Source organism: Kitasatospora sp. NPDC056783, from assembly GCF_042789895.1.
Classification (GTDB): Bacteria; Actinomycetota; Actinomycetes; order Streptomycetales; family Streptomycetaceae; genus Kitasatospora.
On the sequence record NZ_JBHUAF010000199.1, the window covers coordinates 1 to 15,043 of the forward strand.

The window sequence follows — 15,043 nt, forward strand, 5'->3', positions numbered from 1 at the left end:
CGGTAATCCTGTCTGGCAGGCTGCGGTCATGACTGCGCGCGCCGCTGACCGGGCCCGTTACGACCGGGCCACCGCCCATCTGGACGCCCCCGTCGCGCGTCGGCGGCGGCCGAGCTCGGCCCGGGCGGCGTGTTCCTCGGCCGCCTGTCTAGCGGCGAGGTAGGCCTGAACGGCCGCCATGCCGTAGACGGGCTGGATGAGTTGGTGGCCCTTGAAGAAGGGCCTGGCCGGGGCGAACCCGGCGGCGACCACGAGGTCGCGGATCTCTGCTATCTCGGCCTCGCTGCGGGCGGTGAAGCGGACTTCCCAGCCCTTCTTGTACGTATGGCCCTTCTCGCCGCTGCGGCGGGCCGGGTCCGGGCGGCGGACGTATCCGGGCAGACGGCCGAGGCGGAGCTGGGCCGCGCGGAGGCCTGCGGTCTCGTCACGTGACATGACGTAAGCCTAGGCAATCCACGGGGTGCGATTGACGCCCGGAGGGTCCCTCGCCGTATGCCCTTGGTCACTCTGGGTCAGGCGACCAGGTTGCCGATCGCTTGCGATCGCGTATGACAACCTGATGAGCGTCAATTACTCCAAATGAGTGAGGGTATGAGGACTTTAGTGCGAGCTGATCCCGGTTTCGCGACGGTTGAGTAACAGTGCGTCAGGGTCCCGGTCGCGGGTCCGGGCGGTTGGGGATGGTGTCGGCATGAGCTACCGGATTCCGTCTCCGCCGCCGTCCCTGGAGGATCTGGCGAAGCGTCAGCAGAACGTCGTCACCGCGAGCCAGCTGCGCGCCCGGGGCGTGCCGGCCCGGATCATCACCGAGCACTGTCGCCGGGGCGGCCCCTGGCAGCGACTGCTGCCCCGGGTCTACCTGTTGCAGCCCGCCGAGCCCACGCCGGAGCAGCGGATGTGGGCCGCGCTGCTGTACGCGGCGCAGAACGGACGCGAGGAGGGGCGCCGTGCCGGTGCGGTGATCACCGGTACGGCCGCGCTGGCGCTGTACGGCTTCACCACCGTCCCCCGGCTGCCCGCGGTGACCGGGGTGGATGTCCTGGTGCCCCGTCAGCGGCGGCTGAAAGACGTCGGCGAGGTGCGTATCCGGCGCACCGAGCGGGAGTTGGAGGCCCGCTCGGTGCACGGCCTGGCCTGCGCGCCGGTGGCCCGCGCGGTCGCGGACGCGCTGGGTGAGTGGACGGCCCGGCCGGGCGGACCGGCGCCGGTGCGCGAGGTGCTGCGCGAGGCCGTCGCCCTGGGCGAGAACCGTTGCACGGCGGGTGAGTTGGTGGCCGAGCTGGCCGACTCCGGGCTGACCCGCGACCCCCGGGTGCGTGCCGCGCTGGACGAACTGCTGGCCGCCGAGCGGGAGTTGTCGCTGAACCGGGTCGCCGGTCTGCTGGGCGAGGCGCTGCTGCCCGCGCCGCTGAACTCCCCCGAGCTGCGGATGCGCGGCGGCACGTACATCGCCGTTCCGGACCTCTACTGGCCGGAGCGGGGCGTCGCGGTGGAGGTGGAATCGGAGCTGCGCTGCGTGAGCGAGGGCGAGGCGGCCTGGGTGCACGGCGGCCAGCACCGGATGGAGTACCTGGGCATCCGCGTGGTGTACGTCTCCGGGGCCCGGCTCGCCGCCGACCCGGACGCCGTCGGTGGCGAACTGCGCGAGGCGTACCGGGTCGGCGGGACGGACGTGGTGGAGCTGCTGGTGGTCTGAGCGGACGGTGCCGGCCGCGGACCGGCGGATCCGGGAGGCGCCGCTACGGACGCACCACCGGCGTGCCGACCAGTTCGACCCCGGCCTCCCGCAGCTCGGCGAGCGCCGCATCGGTGGTCTCCGGGTTCACCCCGGCGGTGAGGTCCAGCAGCACCCGGGTGGAGAAGCCCGCCCGGGCGGCGTCCAGCGCGGTCGCCCGGACGCAGTGGTCGGTGGCGATGCCGACCACGTCGACCTCCTCGACCTGCCGCTCGCGCAGCCACTGCGCCAGGCCCCGGTCGTTCTCGTCCAGCCCCTCGAAGCCGCTGTACGCCGCGGAGTGGGCGCCCTTGTCGAAGACCGCCTCGACCGCGCCGGAGATGACGGCGGGCGCGAAGTTGGGGTGGAAGCCCACGCCCTCGGTGCCGGCCACGCAGTGCGGCGGCCAGCTGTCGGCGTAGTCCGGCTCGGCGGAGAAGTGGCCGCCGGGGTCGATGTGGTGGTCGCGGGTGGCGATGACGTGTCGGTAGGCGGGGGCGGACTCGGCGATCAGGCCGGTGATGGCGGCGGCCACCTCGGCGCCGCCGGCGACGGCCAGACTGCCGCCCTCGCAGAAGTCGTTCTGCACGTCGACGACGATCAGTGCCCGGTGCATGGCTGGCATCCTCGGATCTCGGGGGCCCGCGGGAGGCGGCGCCCCGGTGGGGGAGCCCCCGGGAGTGCGCGGCCCGGCCGGGAGCGGCGCGGGGGCTCTCGGGGAGCTCCGGGGGACTGTACGGCTGACTCTAGGGAGTGGGGTGCGGAGGCGGAAGCCCCGGGGCCGGTTCGGTGGTCCGGCCCCGGGCCTTCGTCAGTGGCCCGCCTCGGCGGGCAGGAGCAGTTCGGTCGGCAGCACCGGGTCGCCCTTGGACAGCTGGGTGGCCGACAGCGGCAGCGCGGCGCGGGCGCGGACGTGCCGGTCGCGGGCGGCGCTCAGCGGTTCCCGGCCGACGGTCTCGCCGCCCAGCACCAGCGGCACCTGGGTCAGGTGCGGACGCAGCTCCTCCGGGACGGGCCCGGTGCCGACCACCTCGGCCTCGGCCACGCCGTCGGCGTCGGGCCGGCGGGCCGCCCACTTGCGGCCGCCGACGCTGGTCTTGCCGCCGGCCGCGCGCTTGGCCACCGACACCATCGGCCCGCCGTCGGTCTCGGCCCGGGCGACCAGCTTGTAGACCATCGCGCAGGTCGGGTGCCCGCTGCCGGTGACCAGGCTGGTGCCCACGCCGTAGCCGTCCACCGGGGCGGCGGCCAGGGCGGCGATCGCGTACTCGTCCAGGTCCGAGGTGACGATGATCCTGGTTCGTTCGGCGCCCAGGTCGTCCAGCTGGCGGCGGACCCGGTGGGCCAGCAGGGTGAGGTCGCCGGAGTCGATCCGGACGGCGCCCAGCTCGGGGCCGGCCACCTCGACCGCGGTGCGCACGGCCTCGCCCAGGTCGAAGGTGTCGACCAGCAGCGTGGTGCCCCGGCCCATCGAGGCGATCTGCGCCTTGAAGGCGTCCCGCTCGCTGTCGTGTACCAGGGTGAAGGCGTGCGCGGCGGTGCCGGTGGTCGGGATGCCGTGGGTGAAGCCGGCCTCCAGGTCGGAGGTGGCGGCGAAGCCGGCCACGTACGCGGCGCGGGCGGCGGCGACGGCGGCCCGCTCGTGGGCCCGCCGGGCACCCATCTCGATCACCGGGCGGCCCCCGGCGGCGGCGGTCATCCGGGAGGCGGCGGCCGCGACGGCCGAGTCGAAGTTGAGGATCGAGAGGATCACCGTCTCCAGGATCACCGCCTCGGCGAAGGTGCCCTCGACGGTGAGCAGCGGCGAGCCGGGGAAGTAGACCTCGCCCTCGGGGTAGCCGTGGATGTCGCCGCGGAAGCGGTAGTCGGCGAGGTAGCGCAGGGTGTCCTCGTCGACGACGTCCTGGTCGGCCAGCCAGTCGAGCTGGGCGGTGGAGAAGCGGAAGTTCTCCACGGCGTCGAGGACCCGCCCGGTGCCGGCCAGGACGCCGTAGCGGCGGCCGCCCGGCAGGCGGCGGGTGAACACCTCGAAGACGGAGCGGCGGTGCGCGGCCCCGCTGCGCAGGGCGGCCTGCAGCATGGTGAGCTCGTAGCGGTCGGTGAGAAGCGCGGTCGAGCCGGCCGCGCGTACTGAAGTGGCGTCCATGAGGATGATGCTACTACCACTTAGCGTCAGAGTGACGATTTCTCCTCGAACGGGCGGGCCCGGAATCGCCCGGCTGTCCCTCGGATGGCAGCATGGGGCGTGAGTGGTAACCGACGACTGTCCAGCGAGGAGGACCCGGCGTGAGCGTCGCGCCCGTGGAGATCGAGCGCCCGGAGGTCGAAGGGGTCCCGGTGGTCGAGCCGGACACGCCCTGGGTGACCATCGTGCACAACGACCCGGTGAACCTGATGAGCTACGTCCAGCACGTCTTCCAGGCCTACTTCGGATACCCGAAGGACAAGGCCCGGAAGCTGATGATGGACGTCCACACCAAGGGTCGGGCGGTGGTCTCCAGCGGCTCCCGCGAGGAGATGGAGCGCGACGTCCAGGCGATGCACGGCTACGGCCTCTGGGCGACGCTGCAGCACGACTGACGCCGGGCGACCGGCGCGGGACCGCCGGTTCCGCGACCGGGGCGCCCCCCGACCGAAGACGACGAAGACGGGCTGACCGATACAGATGGCTGGGTTGTTCGAGAGCACCGGCGGTGGCGGCGCGGCGATCGCGCTGGACGAGTGGGAGGCCTCCATCCTGCGCTCGCTGGAAGTGCAGTTGCTGGAGCTGATCGGCCCCGGCCCGGGCGGGGAGGGCGGCGACCCGCTGGCCGCGCTGTTCGCCGAGGGGCCGACCGAGGCGCCCGCCGACCCGGTGCTGGCCCGGTTCTTCCCGAACGCCTACGGCGATCCGGAGAAGCCGGAGGACGAGGAGGCCAGGCTCGCGTCCGGGGAGTTCCGCCGCTTCACCGAGCTGGACCTGCGGGCCCGCAAGCGGGACGACGCGCTGTTCGTGGTCCGGGCGCTGGACGGCCTCGGTGACGAGGGCGGGGTGCTCAAGCTCGGCGCCCCCGACTGTTCGCGCTGGCTGGGCGCACTGAACGACCTGCGGCTGGCCGTCGGCGTCCGGCTGGAGGTCAGCGAGGAGGACGAGGACGGCCTCTACGAGCTGCCGGACGGCGACGAGCGCAAGCCGTTGGTGATGGCGTACCTGTGGCTGGGCGCCCTGCAGGAGTCGCTGCTGGAGGCCATCGCGGACTGACCCCGGAGAGTCGCGGGGAGGGTGATCCTGCCCGATTCCGGGCAAGCCCCGGCCGTTTCGTCCAGAACGTGGACGATTGGCCGGGGCATTCTTGTGAAAATCGGGCAAACCATGCCAGGCCATGCTCAAATAACGCTCAGATGGGCACCGCTATCCGAACCATGCGTGGTACGACTTCTCCACCCCCGAGACCGACCAGGACAGGACGGTGCACCGTGGCCGAGAAGTCGGACGACGACAGGCTCGACAGCACGCCGAACGCCGAGGGCTACGAGCGCGGGCTCGGCAGCCGCCAGATCCAGATGATCGCCATCGGCGGAGCGATCGGCACCGGCCTCTTCCTCGGCGCCGGCACCGCGATCTCCCGCTCCGGCCCGAGCCTGATCCTCTCCTACGCCGTCGCCGGCCTGGTGATCTTCGTGATCATGCGGGCGCTCGGCGAACTGCTCACCTACCGCCCGGTCTCCGGCAGCTTCGCCGAGTACGCCCGGGAGTTCCTCGGCCCCTTCGCCGGCTACGTGACCGGCTGGACGTACTGGCTGTTCTGGGTCGTCACCGGCATGGCGGAGACCACCGCCGCCGCCGTCTACGTGCGCTTCTGGGCGCCCGACATACCGCAGTGGGCGAGCGCGCTGACCTTCCTGGTCCTGCTCTACGCGGCCAACCTGATCTCGGTGAAGCTGTTCGGCGAGATCGAGTTCTGGTTCTCCATGGTCAAGGTCACCGCCATCATCGGCATGATCCTGATCGGCGTCGGGGTGCTGACCCTGGGCTTCAGCAAGGCCGGTGACACCGCGTCACTCGGCCACCTCTGGCAGGACGGCGGCTTCTTCCCGCAGGGCATCGGCTCCACCGTGATGACCCTCCAGATCGTCATGTTCGCCTACCTGGGCGTCGAACTCGTCGGCGTCACCGCGGGGGAGAGCGAGAACCCCGAGAAGACCCTGCCGCGCGCCATCAACACCCTGCCCTGGCGCATCATGCTGTTCTACATCGGCGCCCTGGTGGTGATCCTCTCGCTCGTCCCGTGGACCGAATTCCAGCCCGGCGTCAGCCCGTTCGTCGCCGCCTTCGGCAAGATCGGCATCCCGGCGGCGGCCGGCATCATCAACTTCGTGGTGCTCACCGCCGCGCTCTCCTCCTGCAACTCCGGGATGTACTCCACCGGCCGCATGCTGCGCGACCTCGCGCTGAGCGGCCAGGCCCCGGAACGCCTCACCAGGCTCAACGCCCGCCGCACCCCGGCCTTCGCGATCACCGTCTCCTGCCTGCTGATGGGCGTCGGCGTGGTGCTCAACTACCTCGTCCCGGCCAGGGCGTTCGAGTACATCACCTCCGTCGCCACCGTCTGCGGACTGTGGACCTGGGCGATGATCCTGATCTCCCAGATCCGCTACCGCCGGGCCTGGCAGGCCGGCCGGCTGCCGCCGCCCACCTTCAAGGCGCCCGGTGGCGCCTGGGTCAGCGGGGCCGCGCTCGCCTTCCTCGCCCTGGTCGTGGTGCTGATCGGCCTGGACCGCGACAACCGGATCTCGCTGTTCGTCTTCCCGGCCTGGGCCCTGCTGCTGGTGGCCGGCTACCAGGTGGTCAAGCGCCGCGACCCGCGGGCCCCGCGCGGCCCCGCCCTGGAGCGGCTGCCCGCCGCCGAGGGGCTGCCCGCCGCCGACGGGAACCCGGACGCCGTCCGCTGACCACGCCTCGGACACCCCGGCGGACACCACTTCTGGGCCCGCCGGGGCGTGGCTATCCTGACCGCATGCTGACCATCACCCGAGAAATCCGCGACCGGATCGTGGCCCACGCCCGCGCCGACCACCCGGACGAGGCCTGCGGCGTGGTCGCCGGACCGGCCGGCAGCGGACGGCCCGAGCGGTTCATCCCGATGCTCAACGCGGCCCGCTCGCCCACCTTCTACGAGTTCGACTCGGGCGACCTGCTCAAGCTCTACCGCGAGATGGACGACCGCGACGAGGAACCGGTGATCGTCTACCACTCGCACACCGCCACCGAGGCCTACCCGTCGCGCACCGACGTGAGCTACGCCTCCGAGCCGTTCGCCCACTACGTCCTGGTTTCCACCGCCGACGGCAACGGCGAGGACGACCCCTACCAGTTCCGCTCGTTCCGCATCGTGGACGGCGAGATCACAGAGGAAGACGTGCAGGTCGTCGAGGCCTACCCGGTCTGACCGGCGCCCCCCGCCCACCCGGCCCGCCGAACCCCCCGAAGGGGCGGCGGGCCGCCGCCGTCTCACCCCTGGGAACGGGAACATCCGGATGCCGAGACGGACATGTCGGAGCGGGCCCGGGAATCTATACGATGAGCCCATGCGTTCCGTCGATGTGAGCACTCAGGCCCCGGGCACCCGCCTCGTGGCGCGCCTGCACATCGACCTGTGCCGGCACGCCGGCGCGATCTGTCCCGGCACGCCCGCGCGCCCGCGCTGAGAGCCGCTTCACCCCACCCGGCCCGCCGCCCACCGGCGACACCGGCCCCCGGGCGCCCGCCCGCCCCCGCCGCGTCCGCCGCGGCCCGCCCACCTCCACGACCCGCACAGGAGCGCACTCATGGCCATCGAGGTCCGCATCCCGACCATCCTCCGCACCTACACCGACGGCGCCAAGGCCGTCGAGGGCAACGGCAGCAACCTCGGGGAACTCTTCACCGACCTCGACGCCCGCCACCCGGGCATCGCCGCCCGCCTGGTCGAGGGCGGCGAGCTGCGCCGCTTCGTCAACGTCTACCTGAACGACGAGGACGTCCGCTTCCTGGAAGGCATCTCCACCGCCGTCGCCGACGGCGACAGCGTCACCATCCTGCCCGCCGTGGCCGGCGGCGCCCGCTGACCTCCCGGCTCCCCCCAGCCACCGCGGCGACGGGGGGAGCCGCCCCGTCTCCACCCTCACCGCCTTGGCCGGAGGCCTCCCTTGCGTTACGACAGTCCGCTCGAAGCCGTCGGCAACACCCCGCTCGTCCGCCTGCCGCGGCTGTCCGCCGCCGTCCCCGGCAACACCGAGGGCCTGGTGAGCCTCTGGGCCAAGCTGGAGGACCGCAACCCCACCGGCTCGATCAAGGACCGCCCGGCGCTCCACATGATCGAGCGCGCCGAGGCCGAGGGCCGGCTCACCCCCGGCTGCACCATCCTGGAGCCCACCAGCGGCAACACCGGCATCTCGCTGGCCATGGCCGCCAAGCTCAAGGGCTACCGGATGGTCTGCGTGATGCCCGAGAACACCAGCGAGGAACGGCGCGAACTGCTCCGCATGTGGGGCGCCGAGATCATCTCCTCCCCGGCCGCCGGCGGCTCCAACACCGCCGTCCGGATCGCCAAGGAGACCGCTGCCGAGCACCCCGACTGGGTCATGCTCTACCAGTACGGCAACCCCGACAACGCCGGCGCCCACTACGCCGGCACCGGCCCCGAGATCCTCGCCGACCTGCCGACCGTCACCCACTTCGTGGCCGGCCTCGGCACCACCGGCACCCTGATGGGCGTCGGCCGCTACCTGCGCGAGAAGGTCCCCGGCGTGAAGATCGTCGCCGCCGAGCCTCGCTACGACGACCTGGTGTACGGGCTGCGCAACCTGGACGAGGGCTTCGTCCCCGAGCTGTACGACGCCGAGGTGCTCACCACCCGCTTCTCGGTCGGCTCCGCGGACGCCGTCCGCCGCACCCGCGAACTCCTCCAGCAGGAGGGCATCTTCGCGGGCGTCTCGACCGGTGCGATCCTGCACGCGGCGATCGGCGTCGGCCGCAAGGCGGCGGCTGCCGGGGAACGCGCGGACATCGTGTTCGTGGTCGCCGACGGCGGCTGGAAGTACCTGTCCACCGGCATCTACACCGCCGAGTCCACCGAGGCGGCCGTCGAGGCCCTCCAGGGCCAGCTCTGGGCGTGACCGCCGGCTGCCGCGTCCGGCGCTAGCGGCCCTGCAGCACCCGCTCCGCCCGGCTCCAGACCCGTCGGTCCACGGTGCCGGCCCGGCGGCGGAAGGCGGACAGCGGCACCTCGCGCAGCTCGTCCGTCTCCAGCCAGCCGGCCCGGCCCCGCCGGTCGCCCACCGAGCCCGGCGGCAGCGCCAGCACGCCCGGGCGCTCGGCGTGGTGTCTGCTGGTGATCTTCGCGACGGTGGCGGTCCGGCCGCGCACCCGCAGCACCAGGCACGGGCGGTCCTTGGAGCCGGGGCCGTCCTCGAACGGCACCTCCGCCCACCAGATCTCCCGAGGCCGCGGGCCGGCCCCCGCGCTTGGCCACGGACCCGCCGGCCCGGTCGGGCGCGCCGCCGGACGCCCGGCCCGACGGGCACGCCGCAGCAGCGCCGCCACGGCGGCCGCCGCCGACACGACGCCCAGCAGCGACAGGACGAGCCAGGTAGCGGTCATGCCGTTCATGCGGCGAACCGTACCGGGCCCGGAGCGACCGCCACCACCGCGCCGGCCGTGACAGTCCGGCATTTGTCCGCGCATTGCTCCCGGTTCGTCACGGAACGGCCACGATGCCCGTTTCCGTGCTCCCGGCCCCACCCCGATCCGGCAAGGCTGCGTCACGAACGTCCGCCCCCGTCCCCCCGGAGGTGCCCCGTGGTCCGTGGCCCCGAGCTGTGGTCCTACGCCGAGATCGCCCGCCACATCAACGTCCGGCCCGCGACCGTCCGCAGCTACCGCAGGCACCGGCTGCTGCCCGACCCGGACGTGATCGACGGCAGCGGACACCCCCGGTGGTACCCCTTCACCATCCGCAGCTGGGCCCGCAACCGGCCCCGGAGCCGCTGATCGCGGGCCCGTCAACCGCCCGCGCACCCGCCCCGGGCGTTCTGGTGATTCCGCCCACAGCCCGGCACGGGGACGGGGGCAAAGCGTCGCTCCGCCCTTACCCTCGACACACCAACGCAGTGCTACCGGCCGGTTCACCGGCCCGGCCTGCCGTTTTCCATGCCGTTTTCCAAGGCGAACGCCGAACACCGTTCGCCGGCAGCAGCCAGGACGTGTCGGGGCGGAGGGGCTCGGATGAAACTGACCGTGGTGGGGTGCTCGGGGAGCTTCCCGTCCGCCGACTCGCCGTGCTCCAGCTACCTGGTCGAGGCCGAGGGCTACCGTGTCCTGCTCGACCTCGGCAACGGGGCCCTCGGCGCCCTCCAGAAGTACTCGGGCCTCTACGACATCGACGCCGTCCTGCTCAGCCACCTGCACGCGGACCACTGCATCGACCTGTGCGCCTACTGGGTCGCCCGCAACTACCGCGCCGGGGGCTGCCCCGAACTGCTGCCCGTGTACGGGCCGGCCGGCACCGCCGAGCGGCTCGCCCGCGCCTACGACATGCCGGAGAACCCCGGGATGAAGGAGGTGTTCGAGTTCCGCACGCTCACCCCGGGCGGCTTCGGACTCGGCCCGTTCCGGATCGACGTGGCCCAGGTCAACCACCCCGTCGACGCCTTCGCCTTCCGGCTGGAGCACGGCGGCCGCTCGCTGGTCTACAGCGGGGACACCGGCGAGTGCGCCGAACTCGTCGAACTCGCCCGGGACACCGATCTCTTCCTCTGCGAGGCCGCGTACATCGACGGGCGCGACACCTTCCGGGCCGTCCACCTCAACGGCCGCGAGGCGGGCGAGCACGCCGCCGCGGCCGACGCCCGCCGGCTCGTCCTCACCCACATCCCCCCGTGGACCGACGCCGAGCACAACCGCCGGGACGCCGCGGCCGTCTACCCCGGGCCGGTCGAGGTCGCCCGGCCCGGCGCGGTGTACGAGATCTGAGCAGGCCGGCGCGGGCGTCGCGAGGGCTCCACGGATTTCCGGAAAAATCTCCGGAACCACCCGCAACCTCCGAGCGTCCCGCACGTCCTTGTGAGTGAGCGGCGGGACGCACCGCCGGAACGGCCGGCCTGTCAGGCCCGGCTGCCACGCTTCACCAGTCACCAGGCTCGCTTCGTGCTGTCCGGACACGGTCGTACCCGCGTCCGGAGCGGAAACCCAGGGGGAACTCCCATGCGCCAGAACCACCGCGCCCCGAACCGGGCCCGCCGCCTCGTCCCGGCGATCGCGCTCACCGCCGCGCTGGTCGCGGGCGGTGCCGTGACGGCCGCTCCGGCCTTCGCCGCCGCCGGGCCGCTCAGCCTCACCGTGAACGCCCCGGCCGTGGTCGGCTTCGCGGGCGGGCCGGTCGAGTTCACCGAGCACATCGGCAACGCCGGGGACCGGGACACCAGCGCCACCCTGGAGTTCGAGATCGCCAGTGACCTCGGGACGCCGCCGAACGCCCTGAGCCTTGAGCACTTCGACGCGGCGCGCGGCACGTGGCAGCGCGTGGACATGCCGCAACGCGGCGAGGGCGGCCGGGCGGTCCACACGGGCATCCTCGCCGAGCTCCCCGTCCCGGCGGGCCGGGGCACGGACGTCCGGCTGCGCCTCGGCGTCCCCATGGGCACTCCCCACAACGGGGACACCAACGGCGGCACCGGCCCGAAGCTCACCTTCCGTACCGGCGTGTTCGGCCAGGACTCCGCGGGCACGGAGCCGCCCACCGTGATCCGGGAGATCAAGGTGGAGGGGATCACCAACGAGGTGTCCGGGGTCCCGGCCACCGCCATCCGGGGCGGGGCGCCGATCGAGTTCGACGAGGTGCTCAAGAACCCGACGCCGTCCGCCTACACCAACCTCGGCAACGTGCTGTTCGCCGACCGGAACGCCAAGGTCGAGGTCCGCGGTGCCGACGGCGCCTGGAGCGCCGTCCCGGCCGTCACCACCGAGGGCGAGCCGAACGCCGGCTTCTACCTTGACGGTCGCAACTCCTCGGCGGCGCCGAACAGTTCGCAGACCAGGCGGGTCCGGGTCAGCTACCCCGCCGGTGTCCCGGTCGGCAACACCTCGCTGAACCCGTGCGTGTTCGTCAACGAGGGCGACATGCCCTTCCGGGGCACCACCATGTGCTCGCAGGGCGCCACCGTCCGGATCGACGCCCCCCAGCCGAAGCCCAGCAGCACGCCCGAGCCGACCCACACCATCGACGCCACCGCCACCGCCACCGCCACCACCGCCCCGACCGCGCCGTCCGGCGGCTCGGACCAGGGTGGCGGCGGGCCGGTCGTCCAGCCGGCCGGCGACGTCACCACGGCCCCCGCCGCCCCGGTGGCCACCACCGCCCCCGCGGGTGGTTCCCAGGCGGCCGACGCCCGGCCGGTGGACGGACACCTGGCCACGACGGGCTCGGACAGCGACCGGACCGGCCTGATCGCGGGCCTCGGCGCACTGCTGATCGGCGCCGGTGTCGCGACCTTCGCCGGTGCCCGCCGCCGCCGCACCACCTGACCGTCCGTCGTTCGCGGTCCGTCCGGAGTCCCGGGCGGACCGCGAACCGTTTCGACGGGCGGAGCGGGCGGAGCGGGCGAGTACCGGCGGGTGCCGGGTGGTTCAGCGCCGCCCGGGAACGGGCAGCCCGAGGTGGTCGCGCAGGGTGGGGCCGGTGTAGTCGGTGCGGAACACCCCGCGTTCCTGGAGCAGCGGCACCACCCGGTCGACGAACTCGTCCAGGCCGCCCGGGGTGAGGTGCGGGATGAGGATGAAGCCGTCGGCGGCGTCGTTCTGCACGAAGTGGTCGATCCGCTCGGCGACGGTGGCCGGTGAACCTATGAAGGACTGCCGGCCGGTCGCCTCGATCACCACCTCGCGGCTGGTCAGCTTCTTCTCCGCGGCCATCGCCCGCCACCGTTCGGCGATGGCGAGCGGGTCGCCGTGCCTGGTCCGGCCCTGGATCAGGCCGCTGTCCGGGTCGGGGTCGACGGTCGGCAGCGGACCGTCCGGGTCGTGGTCGGACAGGTCGATGCCCCAGACCTGCTCCAGGAAGTTGATCGCGGTCTGCGGGCTGACCTGGGCCCGGCGGACCTCGTGGGCCCGTTCGGCCGCCTCGGCGTCGGTGTCGCCGAGGACGAAGGTGGCCCCGGGCATGATCTTCAGCTCGTCCGGCTTGCGCCCGTACGCGGAGAGCCGCCGCTTGACGTCCCTGTGGAAGGCCTGGCCGTCGGCGAGCTTGGAGTGCCGGGAGAAGATCACGTCGGCGGTGGCGGCGGCGAACTCGCGGCCCTCGTCCGAGTCCCCGGCCTGGATCACCACCGGGTGGCCCTGCGGCGGGCGCGGCAGCGAGAGCCGGCCCTCGGCCTCGAACTGCGGGCCGGAGTGCCGCGCCGGCTCCTCCCCGGCGTCCCAGAACTCCCTTGCCAGCTGGACGGATTCGGCGGCCCGAGTGTAGCGGTCGGCGCGGTCCAGGTAGCCGCCGCGGCGGAAGTTCTCCCCGGTGAAGGCGTCCGAGGAGGTGACCACGTTCCAGGCCGCGCGCCCGCCGGAGAGGTGGTCCAGGGAGGCGAGGCGGCGGGCCAGTTCGTACGGCTCGTTGAAGGTCGCGTTGACGGTGGCGGCCAGTCCGAGCCGCTCGGTGACGGCGGCCAGCGCGTTCAGCACGGTGATCGACTCGGGGCGGCCGACCACGTCCAGGTCGTGGATGAGCCCGTTGGTCTCGCGCAGCCGCAGCCCCTCGGCGAGGAAGAAGAAGTCGAACTTCCCGCGCTCGGCGGTCTGCGCGAGGTGGCGGAAGGAGGCGAACTCGATGTGGCTGCCCGCCGCCGGGTCGCTCCACACCGTGGTGTTGTTGACGCCCGGGAAGTGCACGGCGAGGTGGATCTGCTTGAGCGGTCGGTCCGTCATCGGGTCACCTCGGCGAGGGCGGGGGAAGCGGGAGAAGCGGGGGAAGCGGGGGAAGCGGTGACGGCGTATCGGCTGGCCGGGCGGGCCAGGCCGAGGTGGTCGCGCAGGGTGCGGCCGGTGTACTCGGCGCGCAGCAGCCCGGCGGCGCGCAGGGCGGGGGCGATCCGGTCGGCCAGCGCGACGAGGTCGCGCTCGGGCTCGTCGGGGACGAGGTGGAAGCCGTCCACCCCGGTGCCGGTCGCGGTCAGTTCGGCGAGCAGGCGGTCCTCGGCGGCCGGGTCGGACAGGACGGCGTCGAGCCGGGCGAGGATGCGCAGGTGCTCGCCGGAGCGCAGCCGCAGTTCGGTGGCGGCGGTCAGCCGGGTGGCGCGGTCGGGGGCGTCGAGCAGCACCACGTCGGCGTGCCGGATCGCGGCGGCGACCCGGGCCCGGCCTCCCGGGGAGGAGTCCGCCGCGAGGTCGGCGGCGGTGACGGGCACCGCGACCACCGGGCGGCCCTGCGGCGGGCGCGGGGTGATGGACGGGCCGCGGACCGAGAAGCGAGGGCCGGTGAAGTCGATGTAGTGGAGCTTGTCGCGGTCGATGAACCGCCCGGTGGCGGTGTCGCGGATCTCCGCGTCGTCCTCCCAGCTGTCCCAGAGCCGGGCGGCCACCTCGACGGCGTCGGCCGCCTCGGCCCACAGCTCGTCCTCGGGGGCGACCGGCCGGCGGCCGAAGGCGCGCGCCTCGGCCTCGGTGGTGGAGACGCCGACCAGCCAGCCGGCCCGGCCCTCGCTGGCCCAGTCCAGGGTGTTGACCGAGATCGAGGTGTGGAAGGGCTCGGTGTGGGTGGTGGTGACGGTCGGCACCAGCCCGACCCGGCTGGTCAGCGGGGCGATCCGGGCGAGCGCGGCGAGCGCGTCGGGGCGGCTCGGCGCGGCGGCGAAGGAGTCGTCGAGGGTGACGAAGTCCAGGGTGGCCCGCTCGGCGAGGCGGGCCAGGTAGGCGTAGTGCCCGGGGTCGAAACGGCCGGGGCTGTCGAGGGCGGCGGACAGGTGCAGCTGGCGGGGCATGGTGAGCCTGACTTCCTCGTGCGGACGCGCGCGGGCACCGGCGGCGGCCGTGCGCGGGCACGGCGGCGCGGGTGCACGCGGGTGCGCGGTGGCGGCCCGAGGGCGGAGCCCGGACGGGCGGGGGAGGGAAGGGGACCGGCGCCGGGCGGGACGTCAGCCGGGCGGCGGCGGGGGAACGGTCAGCTCAGCCGCGACACGCCGCGGACCACACACGACCGAAGTCGATGTGGCTGCGGGTGACCAGCGGGCACGAGGCGTTCACCGCTTCAGTTGACCAGGGCGTCCGCCGGTTCGTCAACCGCCTTTCCCCGGGCGGCGCGCCCGGGTACGCCGAAGGCCCCGCCC

Annotated in this window: 16 protein-coding genes and 1 pseudogene; 12 read left to right on the plus strand and 5 right to left on the minus strand. The window is 73.5% G+C overall.

The window, feature by feature from the left end; translation table 11 throughout:
- Positions 1–28: 28 nt before the first annotated feature.
- Positions 29–154, plus strand: a pseudogene (locus ACFRMQ_RS25150) (amino acid deaminase/aldolase); the annotation flags it as partial.
- Between the two features lie 537 nt (positions 155–691).
- Positions 692–1,696: a hypothetical protein gene (locus ACFRMQ_RS25155; RefSeq protein ID WP_380732870.1), complete on the plus strand. Its 1,005-nt coding sequence runs from the start codon at positions 692–694 to the stop codon at positions 1,694–1,696.
- Between the two features lie 43 nt (positions 1,697–1,739).
- On the opposite strand, the gene ACFRMQ_RS25160 is transcribed toward ACFRMQ_RS25155, so the two are convergent.
- Both ACFRMQ_RS25160 and ACFRMQ_RS25165 read right to left on the minus strand, forming a co-directional pair.
- A complete protein-coding gene (locus tag ACFRMQ_RS25160) occupies positions 1,740–2,330 on the minus strand; it encodes an isochorismatase family protein (RefSeq protein ID WP_380732871.1) in 591 nt (196 codons plus the stop codon).
- Between the two features lie 195 nt (positions 2,331–2,525).
- Positions 2,526–3,860, minus strand: a complete 1,335-nt coding sequence (locus tag ACFRMQ_RS25165) for a nicotinate phosphoribosyltransferase (RefSeq protein WP_380732872.1) — start codon at positions 3,858–3,860, stop codon at positions 2,526–2,528.
- A 140-nt stretch (positions 3,861–4,000) separates the two neighbouring features.
- Between ACFRMQ_RS25165 and clpS the strand changes: the two genes are divergently transcribed.
- The 7 genes from clpS to ACFRMQ_RS25200 all read left to right on the plus strand — a co-directional run bounded on the left by clpS (position 4,001) and on the right by ACFRMQ_RS25200 (position 8,851).
- Positions 4,001–4,294 (plus strand): ATP-dependent Clp protease adapter ClpS, encoded by a 294-nt coding sequence (gene clpS, locus ACFRMQ_RS25170; RefSeq protein WP_380732874.1) that lies wholly within the window; start codon positions 4,001–4,003, stop codon positions 4,292–4,294.
- An 85-nt stretch (positions 4,295–4,379) separates the two neighbouring features.
- Entirely contained in the window at positions 4,380–4,955 is a 576-nt protein-coding gene (locus tag ACFRMQ_RS25175; protein ID WP_380732875.1) for a DUF2017 domain-containing protein, read from the plus strand.
- Positions 4,956–5,116: 161 nt separating this feature from the next.
- On the plus strand, positions 5,117–6,646 hold the full coding sequence (locus tag ACFRMQ_RS25180) for an amino acid permease (RefSeq protein WP_380732888.1): 1,530 nt from the start codon (positions 5,117–5,119) through the stop codon (positions 6,644–6,646).
- Positions 6,647–6,711: 65 nt separating this feature from the next.
- Positions 6,712–7,143, plus strand: a complete 432-nt coding sequence (locus ACFRMQ_RS25185) for a Mov34/MPN/PAD-1 family protein (RefSeq protein WP_380732877.1) — start codon at positions 6,712–6,714, stop codon at positions 7,141–7,143.
- 139 nt (positions 7,144–7,282) lie between these two features.
- Entirely contained in the window at positions 7,283–7,402 is a 120-nt protein-coding gene (locus tag ACFRMQ_RS25190; RefSeq protein WP_380732878.1) for a putative leader peptide, read from the plus strand.
- A 120-nt stretch (positions 7,403–7,522) separates the two neighbouring features.
- Positions 7,523–7,801 carry a MoaD/ThiS family protein gene (locus tag ACFRMQ_RS25195; protein ID WP_224282816.1) on the plus strand — a complete coding sequence of 93 codons (279 nt, stop codon included), beginning with the start codon at positions 7,523–7,525 and terminating at the stop codon, positions 7,799–7,801.
- Positions 7,802–7,882: 81 nt separating this feature from the next.
- Positions 7,883–8,851, plus strand: coding sequence for a PLP-dependent cysteine synthase family protein (locus ACFRMQ_RS25200; RefSeq protein ID WP_380732879.1), 969 nt, complete (start codon positions 7,883–7,885; stop codon positions 8,849–8,851).
- 22 nt (positions 8,852–8,873) lie between these two features.
- Here ACFRMQ_RS25200 and ACFRMQ_RS25205 read toward each other — a convergent pair whose 3' ends face one another.
- Positions 8,874–9,344, minus strand: coding sequence for a type II toxin-antitoxin system PemK/MazF family toxin (locus tag ACFRMQ_RS25205; protein ID WP_380732880.1), 471 nt, complete (start codon positions 9,342–9,344; stop codon positions 8,874–8,876).
- 189 nt (positions 9,345–9,533) lie between these two features.
- On the opposite strand from ACFRMQ_RS25205, the gene ACFRMQ_RS25210 reads away from it, so the two are divergent.
- The 3 genes from ACFRMQ_RS25210 (at position 9,534) to ACFRMQ_RS25220 (ending at position 12,257) form a co-directional block, all read left to right on the plus strand.
- Positions 9,534–9,725: a MarR family transcriptional regulator gene (locus tag ACFRMQ_RS25210; protein ID WP_380732881.1), complete on the plus strand. Its 192-nt coding sequence runs from the start codon at positions 9,534–9,536 to the stop codon at positions 9,723–9,725.
- A gap of 234 nt (positions 9,726–9,959) precedes the next feature.
- Complete coding sequence (locus ACFRMQ_RS25215) at positions 9,960–10,706, plus strand: MBL fold metallo-hydrolase (RefSeq protein ID WP_380732882.1); 747 nt, start codon at positions 9,960–9,962, stop codon at positions 10,704–10,706.
- A 231-nt stretch (positions 10,707–10,937) separates the two neighbouring features.
- On the plus strand, positions 10,938–12,257 hold the full coding sequence (locus tag ACFRMQ_RS25220; protein WP_380732883.1) for a hypothetical protein: 1,320 nt from the start codon (positions 10,938–10,940) through the stop codon (positions 12,255–12,257).
- 102 nt (positions 12,258–12,359) lie between these two features.
- Here ACFRMQ_RS25220 and ACFRMQ_RS25225 read toward each other — a convergent pair whose 3' ends face one another.
- Positions 12,360–13,646: an LLM class flavin-dependent oxidoreductase gene (locus ACFRMQ_RS25225; protein WP_380732885.1), complete on the minus strand. Its 1,287-nt coding sequence runs from the start codon at positions 13,644–13,646 to the stop codon at positions 12,360–12,362.
- On the minus strand, positions 13,643–14,698 hold the full coding sequence (locus ACFRMQ_RS25230) for an LLM class flavin-dependent oxidoreductase (protein ID WP_380732887.1): 1,056 nt from the start codon (positions 14,696–14,698) through the stop codon (positions 13,643–13,645). The genes ACFRMQ_RS25225 and ACFRMQ_RS25230 overlap by 4 nt, the downstream gene beginning before the upstream one ends.
- Between the last annotated feature and the right edge of the window lie 345 nt (positions 14,699–15,043).

Coding starts and splice junctions, on each gene's coding strand:
- ACFRMQ_RS25175 (WP_380732875.1), top strand. CDS start 4,380: ATGGCTGGGTTGTTCGAGAGCACCGGCGGTGGCGGCGCGGCGATCGCG.
- ACFRMQ_RS25185 (WP_380732877.1), top strand. CDS start 6,712: ATGCTGACCATCACCCGAGAAATCCGCGACCGGATCGTGGCCCACGCC.
- ACFRMQ_RS25205 (WP_380732880.1), bottom strand. CDS start 9,344: ATGAACGGCATGACCGCTACCTGGCTCGTCCTGTCGCTGCTGGGCGTC.
- ACFRMQ_RS25230 (WP_380732887.1), bottom strand. CDS start 14,698: ATGCCCCGCCAGCTGCACCTGTCCGCCGCCCTCGACAGCCCCGGCCGT.
- ACFRMQ_RS25155 (WP_380732870.1), top strand. CDS start 692: ATGAGCTACCGGATTCCGTCTCCGCCGCCGTCCCTGGAGGATCTGGCG.
- ACFRMQ_RS25225 (WP_380732885.1), bottom strand. CDS start 13,646: ATGACGGACCGACCGCTCAAGCAGATCCACCTCGCCGTGCACTTCCCG.
- ACFRMQ_RS25165 (WP_380732872.1), bottom strand. CDS start 3,860: ATGGACGCCACTTCAGTACGCGCGGCCGGCTCGACCGCGCTTCTCACC.
- ACFRMQ_RS25180 (WP_380732888.1), top strand. CDS start 5,117: ATGCGTGGTACGACTTCTCCACCCCCGAGACCGACCAGGACAGGACGG.
- ACFRMQ_RS25195 (WP_224282816.1), top strand. CDS start 7,523: ATGGCCATCGAGGTCCGCATCCCGACCATCCTCCGCACCTACACCGAC.
- ACFRMQ_RS25215 (WP_380732882.1), top strand. CDS start 9,960: ATGAAACTGACCGTGGTGGGGTGCTCGGGGAGCTTCCCGTCCGCCGAC.
- ACFRMQ_RS25190 (WP_380732878.1), top strand. CDS start 7,283: ATGCGTTCCGTCGATGTGAGCACTCAGGCCCCGGGCACCCGCCTCGTG.
- ACFRMQ_RS25220 (WP_380732883.1), top strand. CDS start 10,938: ATGCGCCAGAACCACCGCGCCCCGAACCGGGCCCGCCGCCTCGTCCCG.
- ACFRMQ_RS25160 (WP_380732871.1), bottom strand. CDS start 2,330: ATGCACCGGGCACTGATCGTCGTCGACGTGCAGAACGACTTCTGCGAG.